Raw genomic sequence first — 13,061 nt, 5'->3', positions numbered from 1 at the left:
CACCGCCCCCACACGAGCCTCGACGGGCTTACCCCGTGGGAGTATCACCAACGGTCAATAGAGGACCAAATCCTGAACAGAGCGAACTAAAAAACGCGGACACTACGGGGAGCAGGTCACGACAAATTGAAATCCAAGAACGGACAAGGAATAACCCAAAGCCGAGGGACGCCGATGGCATATGCCCCATGAGCTCCAAAGCACCGGAAGGGCCGAGCATTCTCGTCTCGGCGTTCCAGCCAAATCTTCACATGCGAAAAATGGGACGAACACATCCCGGCTCGATGCAATCACCCGGATCGCCAAATTACTTCTGAGAGCAGACCGTCGCGACCGCAGACCAGGCGTCAGCACTGATCTGGCGTCGAATAAAAGATCGCTTCACTCTACTGGAGACGATCGCGCATAGAGCAAAAGGAAACTCCTTAAAGTCGAAGCTCATTCACTTGAAGCCATCGATCGCGTCCAACAGGCTTGGCATCCCGGTATAAGGATTTACGTCGAAAGGTAGCGCCCCAGTCGTAGATGCTTCCACGACTCGTCGGTTGATCCGATTAGCCCGACCGCGCGCATCCGATATGTGCGCCTTCAGATGGGAAAATATAACTTGAGATGATTTCTCGTAGTCCCTTCCGCAGAGCTTTTGGATTTCAGCACGCAACCCGCTGTTATCTCTTAGGTCATCGTACGAACTGTACGCCGCCGAACTTTCGGTGAAATGAAGAAGAACCCAATATTCGAAGCACACATTGTTCAGCGCCACATTTATACCCGCCCTTACGGCCTTCTCCCAAGCTTCGCTATGTTTCGCTCTCGAGTATTTGGCGACAGATTCACGATCGTAGACCACCCAAAACACGTCTCCTGGCAGGGAGCGGTCCGATTTCTTTAATGCTATCGCCTCGTCAACAAGTTGAATCGGAGTATTCTTGCGCGTCCGTTCAATCGCAACAACCGCAACCCTATTGTTCTCGCGAAACTCGTCGATATACCCTTTCAGATAGTAAGGTTCGGTTTTTTCGCCCTCGCAAAAAATTCTCAGGGTTCTCTCAACGTTCGGCTTACGACTCTTGCGCTCTCTAGGCATTACTCAACAACATCCTTGAAGTAACCTTCCCGCTCGACAATCTTGCTCAACCTGTCTCTAATCTTCGAGTAGGATAGCGATGGAAGCGCTCCAAACCTGCCATCTAAATAGAACGCTTCGAACGGACTGTCTTGCCTGACAAGCTTCTTATCATACTCATCCAGGCTAAACAGTGTGGACGATCCCTGAGCTTTGGAGGTCATCCAAATTTGATCCCGGCGTAGCTTAGTCGAGTTCATGACATTGGTGTCGTGAGTGGTGAAAATTATTTGAGACCCCCTCGTATTGAGAAGCGGATCGTGGAACAGCTCAAGAACCAAGCCAACCAGATTCGTATGCAGGTGGCCGTCCAGTTCATCAATCAAAACAGGCGCGCCGCATGATATGGCATTCAGTAGAATGGGAAGAATTTCGAACAACTTAATTGTGCCGTCCGACATTTCATCCTCTTCGAACTCAATCAACCCGCCGGATTTCGATCGCAGCCAGAATTTATAGGATCTGCTGTTCTCCTGAATGATCGCTTCCTTCAAATCCTCCGGCATATCTTCCGGAAGGCGAAGGTCACTCCCTTCACTTCGAGCCTCAGCGGTCACACTTTCCACACCAGTATCAGCGAGGCAAATGATATCAGAAACTGCCTCGAGATGCCCATCTTGCTCAAAGTAGTTTGCAACGCGCAACTTTGTTCCGGCGCTAACAGAAAATATTGTACGGAAATAGTTTGATATCTCACGAACGCTTTCCGGTGCGGAAGCGTCATTCCCTGCCTTCGAAAGGTAGGAGTTGCTTTTGAAGAATGGGATTCTCCTGCTGCCTCCTTTGTAGGTGCCACCAAATTTCACATCCTCCCAAGTGTCTTCTGGTCCCCTCTCAAAAATGAGGGCTTTCTGACGCCCAGGGAAAGAGTGCAAAGTTTCATGGGTTACCCGATTTCTCAAAAAACCTATGGAGTATCGATAACGCATGCCGGAAGGTACGATGAATTCGATTTCAAACTCCACGGGCGAAGCTGAACTTTTTTCCGAAAGACGAAAGGGTTCGTAGGTTGGCAGCGATGCGCCTTCGGGTAGCCGATGGGACTCGCAAATGATCCACTTTAGCGCTCGGATGGCTCTGAGCAGGTTCGATTTTCCTGAAGCGTTTGGACCAAGGATCGCAGCGGATTTCAGGACAGCGAGCTTCCCGTCAGAGACCTCTTGGAAGTTGCTTCGAAGCCGATTTCGACCGCTTTCAACGTTCATGCTGAAGAGGCTTTCATCTTCAAATGACCGAAAGTTCCGTACTGAGAAGTCGACAAGCATGATGCTGATGCTTTCTTTCTGTAGTTTTTGCCAGATTTTCGCCGGATATGCTTCTAGGCGCTATGACCATCACTCCTAACGTCACAAAAGCCCTTCTGCAAACAGACTTTGTCCATCGGGAGGGCTGTCTCTGCGGAGCATCTACATAACCGGCTGAAGACACTGTCAAAGCTTGCCAAGATGGCATCGGTAGTCGTTGAAACTGGTACACTAGAACAGGATCGTCAGACGCCGGGAGCGAACCAAAACCGGAACGAATCTCACCCTCAAACCTAGACTTTTCAAGCGATGGCTATGCCATGGGGCCGAAGCGGCGTTCCCTTACGTTGCCCGCTACTCCGTCGCCAGAGAGAATGCGTGTTTTCCGGCTGACTAGTTTCTTACAAGCGCGTCCTCTGCGTTCACGCGCGAGTTCTGCAGCGCGTTTCGGGCGGCTCAAAGGAAGTCCGAAATTTGCGCCCCACGGACATCCCTACAGTCCGCAGCGAATATCGGCAGTGCGCCCCTCGCGGCGGTGCTTGGCCGGATGAAATGTGAGGCCTGAGACCAAGTCGCGAATGCGCTCAGACGGGTTCGTGTTGCAGGGGCAAATCGCCAGAATAAGGACTTGGAAGCCGTCTAGGCATTCACGGTTTGCCCCGCCTGCATCGGGCCTGAATCTAGGATTATTAGTGTTTTAAATCAATGTATTACAAAGTTTTTCAAATCCGTGCATACCGGTTCGATTCCGGTACTCGCCTCCACCTTCCCAGCATCTCTAGCGCCGTCACCCGACATTCAGCGCATAGCGGACCCGAGCGCGAAGGCTCACCTTCACACATCGTGCCGTCCAGCAGTGGGCGGCTGCACGCACCGGACCCCTCCGGGCCCTCGGAACAAGGCCTCGCGGTGCTACCGCGCACCTCATCCAGTTCACACTCAGGATCACCGCGAACGGCGTCAGTGCGCCGCCGGCGCGCCTTTCCCGCCGCGCAGGAGCGTCAGCACCCCGGCAACCACGCCGCCGACTGCGAGCGCCAGGACACCCGACAGGGCTGCCGTGACGAACCAGTCCAGTGCCGCGCCGATCGCGGGAACCGCTGCAGAGGCGAGGTCGGCCATGTGGGCGATCCAGTGCTCCGGCCCCGCGTAGCCGTAATGCGCCAGCCCGTGCAGCAGGAGGCTCCCCCCCACCCAGAGCATCGCCAACGTGCCGACCACGGTCAGCGCCTTCAGGAAGGGCGGCACCGTGCGCACGATGGCCCGGCCCATCCGGCCCAGGAAACTGTCCTTGAACCGGCGCGCGAGGGCGAGGCCGAAGTCATCGGCCCGTACGATGATCGCCACCACGCCGTAGACGCCCAGCGTGAACATGACCGCGATCGCCAGCATCACGCCGACGCGGACGACCATCTCCAGCTCGGCCACCTGGGACATGGTCAGCACCATGATCTCGGAGGAAAGGATGAAGTCCGTGCGGATCGCGGACTTCACGGTGGCGTCCTCGATGGCCTGCGGGTCGCGGGGCTGGTCTGACTTGGCGGGTTCGTGGTGGGCGATCAGCCCGGTCATCTCCAGCACCTTTTCCGCCCCCTCGAAGGCAAGGTAGAGCCCGCCCAGCATCAGCAGCGGCGTGATGATCCAAGGGGCAAAGGCGCTCAACAGCAGCACGGCGGGCGTGATGATCACCGCCTTGTTAAAGAGCGACCATTTCGCGATCCGGAAGATTGAGGGCAGTTCCCGGCGGGGGCTGACCCCGGTGACATATTTCGGCGTCACGGCGGCATCGTCGATGACCACGCCCAGGGACTTGCTGCTCGCCTTGAGCGACTGCGCCGCGATGTCGTCGATGGAGGCGCTCGCCATCTTGGTCAGCGCCGCGATGTCGTCGAGGAATGCGAGAATGCCGTAGCTCATGGTGCCCTGCAATTGCTTGTGTCCCCGCAGACTATAGTCCCGCAGAGCCATCTCGCCAGCCGTCCGCCACAGGCAAGTCTAAAAACCTTTGCGAAACAGTCTCTTTGACCCCGGTCAGACGGCCCGCGGCGCGTTCAGCCCGCGCTGCCGGCGATGACCACCTCGGTGGCCCAGCCCTTGCAGGCAGAGGCGAGCGGATCGGGGAGCGGCTCATCCGTCACGAAGACATCCACCTCGGACAGCGAGCCGATCCGCGCGGGCGCGGAGCGTTTGAATTTCGAATGATCCGAGACCAGCAGCACCTTGCGCGACTGGCGCAGGATGGCGCGGCTCACCCCCACCTCCTGAATGTCGAAGTCGAGCATGTCGCCATCCGCATCCAGCGCGGAGCAGCCGATCACGGCGAGGTCGAACTTGAACTGGCGAATGCTCTCGGTCGCCAGCGTGCCGATCAGCCCGCCATCGGCCCGGCGCAGGCTGCCGCCGGTGACGAGGATTTCGCAGTCCGGGTTCGCGACGAGGATATTGGCCACGTTCATGTTGTTCGTCACCACCATCAGGTCCTTGTGGTGCAGCAGTTCCTGCGCCACCGCCTCGGTGCTGGTGCCGATGTTGAGGAAGATCGAGATGCCGTTCGGGATCCGCGCCGCGCAAGCCCGCGCGATGGCGGTCTTGGCCCCACTGTTCAGGTGGCGCCGCTCCTCGTAGCCAATATTGCTGGTGCCCGAGGGCAGCACCGCGCCGCCGTGCACGCGCTCCAGCCGCCCGGCCTCTGCCAGATCGGAGAGGTCGCGGCGGATGGTCTGAAGCGTCACGCCGAAATGCTGCGCCAGCCCATCGACGGTCACCTTGCCGTCGCGCCGCGCGATCTCGAGGATTTCGGGATGACGGAAGGACTGGGACATCGCTTTCGGTTTCTTTCGCTTGGCTCGACGCTGCCCTTAGGAAACCCGTATCCGGGGGCTTTCGCCAGCGGTTTCTCCGCCGCAATCGCGAAGATTCGGGGAATTTTTCTTTGCAGGTGCAGAATTTGGTGGGTTAACCCCTTGGAAACACACAAACGAAAAGAAACGAAAATAATTCGCTTGCGCGGATGCGTGACGCCCGGCTAGCTTCCGATCAAGTTTTCAGGAGTGGATCGTGACTCAGGGCACGCAGACAAAGCCGGTGGATCTCTTCGTCATCGGCGGCGGCATCAATGGCTGCGGGATCGCGCGCGATGCGGCGGGGCGCGGGCTCTCGGTCACGCTGGCCGAGATGGACGATCTTGCCTCGGCCACCTCCTCCGCCTCGACCAAGCTGTTCCACGGCGGGCTGCGTTACCTCGAATATTTCGAGGTACGGCTGGTGCAGGAGGCGTTGGAAGAGCGCGAAGTGCTGCTGAAGGCGATGCCGCACATCAGCTGGCCGATGCGATTTGTCCTGCCCTACCACAAGGATATGCGGTTCGAATCCGAAACGCCCACCTCGCGGGTTCTCTCGCGGGTGATGCCGTGGATGAAGGGCCGCCGTCCGGCGTGGCTGATCCGGCTGGGGCTCTTCCTCTATGACACGCTCGGCGGGCGGAAGATCCTGCCCGCGACCCGCACTCTGTCCCTCAAGGGCACGCCGGAGGGCGCGCCGCTGCAAGACCGGTTCGAGAAGGCGTTTGAATATTCCGACTGCTGGATCGAGGACAGCCGCCTTGTCGCGCTGAATGCCCGCGACGCCGAGGCCCGTGGCGCGACGATCCTGACCCGCATGCAGGTGGCCCATGCCACCCGCGAGGGCGATCTCTGGCGCGTCGAAACGAAAGACATGGAAAGCGGGGCCGAGGCCACCCACTACGCCCGGATGCTGGTGAATGCCGGCGGGCCGTGGGTCGGGCGGATCATCCACGACACGATCGACCTGCCCTCGACCGAAGGCGTGCGCCTTGTCCGTGGCAGCCACATCGTGACGCGGAAGCTCTACGATCACGACAAGTGCTATTTCTTCCAGGGCGAAGACGGGCGGATCATCTTCGCCATCCCCTACGAGCGCGATTTCACCCTGATCGGCACCACCGACGCGGACCACGAGGACCCGTCGCAGAAACCCGTCTGCACCGAGGCGGAACGCGATTACCTGATCGCCTTCGCCAACCGCTACTTCGCCAAGGCGATCAGCGCCGCGGACGTGGTCTGGAGCTATTCCGGCGTGCGCCCGCTCTACGATGACGGCGCCTCCAGCGCGACGGCGGCGACGCGGGATTACACGCTCAAGGTCAACGCCACGGGCGGCGCGCCGGTGCTGAACGTCTTTGGCGGCAAGATCACCACCTACCGGCGGCTGGCCGAAAGCGCGCTGGAAAAGATCGGCGAGCACCTGCCGCTGGCCAAGGGCCCCTGGACGGCGGGCGTGCCGCTGGCGGGCGGCGATTTCCCGGTCGCGGGCTTCGATGCCCTCGTGCGCGAGACGCAGGCCGCCTACCCCTTCCTCGACGGCACCTGGGCGCGCCGCCTCGTGCGGGCCTATGGCATCGAGGCGAAGGACATCCTCGGCCCCGCCACGCAGGCCGAAGACCTCGGCCGCGCCTTTGGCGCCACGCTGACCGAGGCCGAGGTGACATGGTTGATGGACCGCGAATACGCCCGCCGGGCGGAGGACGTGGTCTGGAGAAGAAGCAAGCTCGGGCTGCGCCTGAGCGCGGAGGAGATCGCGGCCCTGGACGCCTGGATGACAGGCCGACATGACCGAAAGGACAGCAGGGCCGACGCGGCGGAATAACCGCGGAAGACAGAACGGCGCGGGGAGGAGACCTTATGTCGCTGGAATTGAAGGGCGTATCCAAGATCGTCGAGGGGCAGATGCATATCGCCCCCACGGATCTGACGCTCGAAAACGGCACGATGAACGTGCTGCTGGGGCCGACGCTGTCGGGCAAGACCTCGCTGATGCGGCTGATGGCCGGCCTCGACGTGCCCAGCGACGGGCGCATCTTCTGGAACGGCAAGGACGTGACGGGCATGCGGGTGCAGGACCGGGGCGTTGCCATGGTCTACCAGCAGTTCATCAACTACCCGTCGATGACGGTCTACGACAACATCGCCTCGCCGCTGAAACTGCTGAAGGTGGAGCGCGCCGAGATCGACCGCCGCGTGCGCGAGGCCGCCGAGCTGATGAAGCTGACGCCCATGCTCAAGCGCAAGCCGCTGGAGCTGTCGGGCGGGCAGCAGCAGCGCTGCGCCCTCGCCCGGGCGCTGGTGAAGGACGCGGGCCTCGTCCTGCTGGACGAGCCGCTGGCCAACCTCGACTACAAGCTGCGCGAGGAACTGCGCGTCGAGATCCCCAAGATCTTCGAGGCCTCCGGCGCAATCTTCGTCTATGCCACGACCGAACCGGAAGAGGCGCTGCTGCTCGGCGGCAATACCGCGACGCTCTGGGAAGGGCGCGTGACGCAGTTCGGCCCCACCCCGCAGGTCTATCGCCAGCCTGTGGATGCCACCACGGCACGGGTCTTTTCCGATCCGCCGATGAACTTCCTGCAGATTTCCAAGACCGGCGACCGGCTGATGTTCGGCACCGGGCAGAGCGCCCCCGCCACCGGCCGCCTCGCCGATCTGCCTGACGGGCGCTACACCGCGGGCTTCCGGCCCAACCACCTCGAGATCCTGCAACACGCGCCCGACGCGCTGCGCTTCACCGCCACCCTGACGGTGACCGAGCTGACGGGGTCGGAGACCTTCGTGCACCTCGACCATCACGGCGCCCGTTGGGTCGGCCTCGTCCACGGGGTGCATGACCTCGCCATCGGCGAGGCGCTCGATGTCTGGCTCGACCCGCGTCACGTCTACATCTTCGGCGAAGGGGGCGAGCTGATCGCGCCCGCCGCCTACGCTCTGGCCGCCTGAGGAGGAGGGGACATGGCAAAGATCACGCTCGACAACCTCGCGCATTCCTACCTGCCGAACCCGGCGTCGGAGGATGATTTCGCGCTGAAGGAACTGAACCACGTCTGGGAGGACGGCGCGGCCTATGCGCTGCTCGGCGCCTCTGGCTGTGGCAAGTCCACGCTGCTGAACATCATCTCGGGGCTGCTGCATCCCTCGCAGGGGCGCATCCTCTTCGACGATCAGGACGTGACCCGGGCCCCCACCGCGGCGCGCAACATCGCGCAGGTGTTCCAGTTCCCGGTCGTCTACGACACGATGACGGTGCACGACAACCTCGCCTTCCCGCTGCGCAACCGCGGCCGGGACGAAAGCTATGTCGCCCAGCGCGTGCAGGAAATCGCCCGGATGATCGGGATGGAGGAGATGCTCCACCGAAAGGCGCGCGGCCTGACGGCGGACGCCAAGCAGAAGATCAGCCTTGGCCGCGGCATGGTGCGCAAGGACGTGAACGCACTGCTCTTCGACGAGCCGCTGACGGTGATCGACCCGCACATGAAATGGGAACTGCGCACCCAGCTGAAGAAGCTGCACCACGATTTCGGCCACACGATGATCTACGTCACCCACGACCAGACCGAGGCGCTGACCTTCGCCGACAAGGTGGTGGTCATGTACGACGGCCGCGTGGTCCAGATCGGCACGCCGGAAGAGCTTTTCGAGCGGCCCGAGCATACCTTCGTGGGCTATTTCATCGGCTCGCCCGGCATGAACGTGATCCCCGCGCGGGTCGAGGGGGCGCGGGCCTATATCAACGGCTCCCACGTGGAGCTGGGACAGGGCTACGGCGCGCTCGACGGCAAGGTCGAGATCGGCGTGCGGCCCGAGTTCGCCCGCCTGAGCCAGAGCGAGGGCCTGCCGGTCAAGGTCCGCCGGGTCGAGGACGCGGGCCGTCACAAGATCATCCGCGCCGAGTTCTTCGGCCATGACATCAACATAATCGCCGGCGAGGACGACCGCGTCAGCGCCGACATGAACCGCGTCGTCTTCGATCCGGCGCGGGTGAACGTCTATGCCAATGACTGGCGCGTGAGCGGGGAGGCTGCGGCATGAACAAGACGGTCAATCACAAGGCGTGGTTCCTCGTGCTGCCGGTGCTGGTGCTGGTCGCCTTCTCGGCGGTGATCCCGCTGATGACGGTGGTCAACTACTCGGTGCAGGACACCTTCGGGAACAACCAGTTCTTCTGGGCCGGGCTGGAGTGGTTCGAGGAGATGCTGCAATCCGAACGGATGTGGAATGCCCTCGGCCGCCAGCTGATGTTCTCGGGCATCATCCTCGCCATCGAGGTGCCGCTGGGAATCTTCGTGGCGCTGAACATGCCCAAGGGCGGGTTCTGGTCGTCCTTCTGCCTCGTGCTGATGTCTCTGCCCCTGCTGATCCCGTGGAACGTGGTCGGCACCATCTGGCAGGTCTTCGGCCGGGTCGACATCGGCCTGCTTGGCCATACGCTCGACGCGCTCGGGATCGACTACAACTACACGCAGGACTCGCTATCGGCATGGATCACCATCGTGGTGATGGATGTCTGGCACTGGACCTCGCTGGTCGCCCTACTGGCCTTTGCCGGGCTCAAGTCGATCCCCGACGCCTATTATCAGGCCGCGAAAATCGACCAGGCCAGCCGCTGGAAGGTCTTCCGCTACATCGAGCTGCCCAAGATGGCGGGCGTGCTGATGATCGCGATCCTGCTGCGGTTCATGGACAGCTTCATGATCTATACCGAGCCCTTCGTGGTCACCGGGGGCGGCCCCGGCAATGCGACCACGCTGCTCTCCATCGACCTCGTGAAGATGGCACTGGGGCAGTTCGACCTCGGCCCCGCGGCCGCCTTCTCGATCATGTATTTCCTCGTGATCCTGCTGATTTCGTGGGTGTTCTACACCGTAATGACCAACCTCGACAAAAAGGGGATGTGAGATGACCGACGCAACCGTTTCCCACGCCCCCGCCCGCACGCGCAGCCTGCCCAAGGTGAACAGCCGCGCGGTGGTCATGACGCTCTACCTGCTGTTCCTGCTGCTGCCGATCTACTGGCTGCTGAACATGAGCCTGAAGACCAATACCGAGATCCTCGGCAGCTTCACGCTCTGGCCGCGCGATCTGACCTTTGCCAACTACGTCACGATCCTCACCGATCCGGCGTGGTACATGGGCTACGTCAATTCGCTGATCTACGTGGTGCTGAACACGGTGATCTCGCTCTCCGTGGCGCTGCCGGCAGCCTATGCCTTCTCGCGCTACAGCTTCCTGGGCGACAAGCACCTCTTCTTCTGGCTGCTGACCAACCGCATGGCGCCGCCCGCGGTCTTCGCCCTGCCCTTCTTCCAGCTCTATTCGAGCGTCGGGCTCTTCGACACCCATATCGCCGTGGCGCTTGCGCATTGCCTCTTCAACGTGCCGCTGGCGGTCTGGATCCTCGAAGGTTTCATGCGCGGCGTGCCGAAGGAGATCGACGAGACCGCCTATATCGACGGCTACAGCTTCGGCGGCTTCTTCGTGAAGATCTTCATGCCGCTGATCGCCTCGGGCATCGGGGTCGCGGCCTTCTTCTGCTTCATGTTCTCCTGGGTCGAGCTGCTGCTGTCGCGCACCCTGACCACGGTGAACGCCAAGCCGATCGCCGCCACCATGACCCGCACGGTGGGCGCCGCGGGCGTCGACTGGGGCGTGCTGGCCGCTGCCGGGGTGCTGACCATCGTGCCCGGCGCGCTCGTGATCTGGTTCGTCCGCAACTACATCGCCAAGGGCTTTGCCCTGGGCCGCGTCTGAGGAGGCCGCGCACATGGACTGGATGGCATGGACATGGCCCACGGCGGCCTTCTTTGGCACCATCGCGACGCTGCTGGTGATCTTCACCGTGCTGGCGATCAGGTTCCCCGAGACGCCCCGCATGGGCGTCCTACGGATCGAGACGACACGGGGCGACCGGCTCTTCATCACCCTTCTGGGCTCTGCCTTCATCAACCTCGCATGGCTGGGGCTGGTGGGCACGGCACAGCCCTGGGCGATGGCGGTCTGCCTCGTCTACGCCGCGGCGGTCTTCCGCTGGGTGTGAGGCGCTCCGGCGGGAGGCCGGGGCGCAGGATTGCGCGGGGTGCGGCCCTTGGGCGGCCCCGTGACGACACGAACGACGGTTCAAACAGGGAGGAAACCATGAACCTGAAGACAACGACATCCATGGCGCTTGCGCTCGGGCTGCTCTGCGGCCCCGCATGGGCGGACATGGACGCGGCGAAAGCCTTCCTCGACGCCGAGATCGGCGATCAGTCCACCCTCTCGCGCGCCGATCAGGAAGCCGAGATGCAGTGGTTCATCGACGCGGCCGCGCCCTTCAAGGGCATGGACATCAAGGTGGTCTCCGAGACGATCACCACGCATGAGTACGAGGCGCAGGTCCTCGCCAAGGCCTTCAGCGAGATCACCGGCATCAACGTCACCCATGACCTCATCGGCGAAGGCGACGTGGTCGAGAAGCTGCAGACCCAGATGCAGTCGGGCGAGAACATCTATGACGCCTATGTCAACGACAGCGACCTGATCGGCACCCACTGGCGCTATCAGCAGGTGCGCAACCTGACCGACTGGATGGCCAACGAGGGCGCCGACGTCACCAGCCCGACGCTGGACCTCGACGATTACATCGGCACCCAGTTCACCACCGCGCCCGACGGCAAGCTCTACCAGCTGCCCGACCAGCAGTTCGCGAACCTCTACTGGTTCCGCTACGACTGGTTCACCGATCCCGCGATCATGGCCGAGTTCAAGGAGAAATACGGCTATGACCTCGGCGTGCCGGTCAACTGGTCGGCCTACGAGGACATCGCCGAGTTCTTCACCGGCCGGAATATCGACGGCGTCGATGTCTACGGTTCGATGGACTACGGCAAGAAGGACCCCTCGCTCGGCTGGCGCTACACCGACGCGTGGATGTCCATGGCCGGCATGGGCGACAAGGGCGAGCCGAACGGCCTGCCGGTGGACGAATGGGGCATCCGGGTGAACGAGAAATCGCAACCCGTGGGCGCCTGCATGTCCCGTGGCGGCGCGGCCAACAGCCCCGCGGCGGTCTATGCCGTCGAGAAGGCCATCGACTGGCTGAACAAGTACTCGCCCCCCTCCGCCATGGGCATGACCTTCTCCGAGGCGGGCCCGGTGCCGGGTCAGGGCAACATCGCGCAGCAGATGTTCATGTACACGACGTTCGTGGCACCCCTCGTGGACAGCGACGCCGTGATGAACGAGGACGGCACGCCCAAGTGGCGCCTCGCCCCCTCGCCCCATGGCGTCTACTGGGAAGAGGGCATGAAGGTCGGCTACCAGGACGTGGGCTCCTGGACGCTGATGAAGTCCACCCCCGATGACCGCGCCAAGGCGGCCTGGCTCTATGCCCAGTTCGTCGGCTCCAAGACCGTGGACGTGAAGAAGAGCCACGTCGGCCTGACCTTCACCCGCGAAAGCACCATCCAGCACGAGAGCTTCACCGACCGCGCGCCGAAACTCGGCGGCCTGGTAGAATTCTACCGCTCGCCGGACCGCGTGCGCTGGTCGCCCACGGGCACCAACGTGCCGGACTACCCCAAGCTGGCACAGCTCTGGTGGCAGAACATCGGCGACGCCATGTCGGGCGCCAAGTCCGCGCAGGACGCCCTCGACAGCCTCTGCGGTGACATGGAGAAGGTCATGGAGCGTCTCGAACGCGCCGGCATCCAGGGCGACCTGGGCCCCGTCATGAACGAGGAGAAGGACGCCTCGGAATGGATGGCCATGGAGGGCGCACCCAAGCCCAAGATCGAGAACGAGCGTGAGGAGCCCAAGACCGTCTCCTACGACGAACTCGTGGCCTCGTGGAACTGATCCGCT

Annotated in this window: 11 protein-coding genes; 7 read left to right on the top strand and 4 right to left on the bottom strand. The window is 62.0% G+C overall.

Features of this window, described 5'->3' with window-relative positions; all coding sequences use genetic code 11:
• Nucleotides 1-442 precede the first annotated feature (442 nt).
• The 4 genes from LCM32_RS20540 to LCM32_RS20525 all read right to left on the bottom strand — a co-directional run bounded on the left by LCM32_RS20540 (nt 443) and on the right by LCM32_RS20525 (nt 5,192).
• Nucleotides 443-1,087 (bottom strand): RloB family protein, encoded by a 645-nt coding sequence (locus LCM32_RS20540; protein WP_224822951.1) that lies wholly within the window; start codon nt 1,085-1,087, stop codon nt 443-445.
• Nucleotides 1,087-2,391 (bottom strand): AAA family ATPase, encoded by a 1,305-nt coding sequence (locus tag LCM32_RS20535; RefSeq protein ID WP_224822950.1) that lies wholly within the window; start codon nt 2,389-2,391, stop codon nt 1,087-1,089. The genes LCM32_RS20540 and LCM32_RS20535 overlap by 1 nt, the downstream gene beginning before the upstream one ends.
• Before the next feature lie 939 nt (nt 2,392-3,330).
• Nucleotides 3,331-4,287 (bottom strand): DUF808 domain-containing protein, encoded by a 957-nt coding sequence (locus LCM32_RS20530; protein ID WP_224822949.1) that lies wholly within the window; start codon nt 4,285-4,287, stop codon nt 3,331-3,333.
• A gap of 134 nt (nt 4,288-4,421) precedes the next feature.
• Complete coding sequence (locus tag LCM32_RS20525) at nt 4,422-5,192, bottom strand: DeoR/GlpR family DNA-binding transcription regulator (RefSeq protein ID WP_224822948.1); 771 nt, start codon at nt 5,190-5,192, stop codon at nt 4,422-4,424.
• 235 nt (nt 5,193-5,427) lie between these two features.
• Here LCM32_RS20525 and glpD point away from each other — a divergent pair, with 235 nt between their 5' ends.
• The 7 genes from glpD to LCM32_RS20490 all read left to right on the top strand — a co-directional run bounded on the left by glpD (nt 5,428) and on the right by LCM32_RS20490 (nt 13,055).
• Nucleotides 5,428-7,035, top strand: a complete 1,608-nt coding sequence (glpD, locus tag LCM32_RS20520) for a glycerol-3-phosphate dehydrogenase (RefSeq protein WP_224822947.1) — start codon at nt 5,428-5,430, stop codon at nt 7,033-7,035.
• A 35-nt stretch (nt 7,036-7,070) separates the two neighbouring features.
• Complete coding sequence (locus LCM32_RS20515) at nt 7,071-8,159, top strand: ABC transporter ATP-binding protein (RefSeq protein WP_224822946.1); 1,089 nt, start codon at nt 7,071-7,073, stop codon at nt 8,157-8,159.
• 12 nt (nt 8,160-8,171) lie between these two features.
• Nucleotides 8,172-9,251, top strand: coding sequence for an ABC transporter ATP-binding protein (locus tag LCM32_RS20510; RefSeq protein WP_224822945.1), 1,080 nt, complete (start codon nt 8,172-8,174; stop codon nt 9,249-9,251).
• Entirely contained in the window at nt 9,248-10,117 is an 870-nt protein-coding gene (locus tag LCM32_RS20505) for a carbohydrate ABC transporter permease (RefSeq protein WP_224822944.1), read from the top strand. The genes LCM32_RS20510 and LCM32_RS20505 overlap by 4 nt, the downstream gene beginning before the upstream one ends.
• A 1-nt stretch (nt 10,118) precedes the next feature.
• Nucleotides 10,119-10,970, top strand: a complete 852-nt coding sequence (locus LCM32_RS20500) for a carbohydrate ABC transporter permease (RefSeq protein WP_224822943.1) — start codon at nt 10,119-10,121, stop codon at nt 10,968-10,970.
• Nucleotides 10,971-10,983: 13 nt separating this feature from the next.
• Nucleotides 10,984-11,256 carry a DUF2160 domain-containing protein gene (locus LCM32_RS20495; RefSeq protein ID WP_222492289.1) on the top strand — a complete coding sequence of 91 codons (273 nt, stop codon included), beginning with the start codon at nt 10,984-10,986 and terminating at the stop codon, nt 11,254-11,256.
• Between the two features lie 98 nt (nt 11,257-11,354).
• A complete protein-coding gene (locus tag LCM32_RS20490) occupies nt 11,355-13,055 on the top strand; it encodes an ABC transporter substrate-binding protein (protein ID WP_224822942.1) in 1,701 nt (566 codons plus the stop codon).
• Nucleotides 13,056-13,061 lie beyond the last annotated feature (6 nt).

The organism is Pseudooceanicola nanhaiensis, from assembly GCF_020171315.1.
Classification (GTDB): Bacteria; Pseudomonadota; Alphaproteobacteria; order Rhodobacterales; family Rhodobacteraceae; genus Pseudooceanicola; species Pseudooceanicola nanhaiensis_A.
This window is presented reverse-complemented; position numbering and strand designations above follow the sequence as displayed.

Coding starts and splice junctions, on each gene's coding strand:
- LCM32_RS20525 (WP_224822948.1), bottom strand. CDS start 5,192: ATGTCCCAGTCCTTCCGTCATCCCGAAATCCTCGAGATCGCGCGGCGC.
- LCM32_RS20515 (WP_224822946.1), top strand. CDS start 7,071: ATGTCGCTGGAATTGAAGGGCGTATCCAAGATCGTCGAGGGGCAGATG.
- LCM32_RS20505 (WP_224822944.1), top strand. CDS start 9,248: ATGAACAAGACGGTCAATCACAAGGCGTGGTTCCTCGTGCTGCCGGTG.
- LCM32_RS20535 (WP_224822950.1), bottom strand. CDS start 2,391: ATGCTTGTCGACTTCTCAGTACGGAACTTTCGGTCATTTGAAGATGAA.
- LCM32_RS20490 (WP_224822942.1), top strand. CDS start 11,355: ATGAACCTGAAGACAACGACATCCATGGCGCTTGCGCTCGGGCTGCTC.
- LCM32_RS20540 (WP_224822951.1), bottom strand. CDS start 1,087: ATGCCTAGAGAGCGCAAGAGTCGTAAGCCGAACGTTGAGAGAACCCTG.
- LCM32_RS20510 (WP_224822945.1), top strand. CDS start 8,172: ATGGCAAAGATCACGCTCGACAACCTCGCGCATTCCTACCTGCCGAAC.
- LCM32_RS20500 (WP_224822943.1), top strand. CDS start 10,119: ATGACCGACGCAACCGTTTCCCACGCCCCCGCCCGCACGCGCAGCCTG.
- LCM32_RS20530 (WP_224822949.1), bottom strand. CDS start 4,287: ATGAGCTACGGCATTCTCGCATTCCTCGACGACATCGCGGCGCTGACC.
- LCM32_RS20495 (WP_222492289.1), top strand. CDS start 10,984: ATGGACTGGATGGCATGGACATGGCCCACGGCGGCCTTCTTTGGCACC.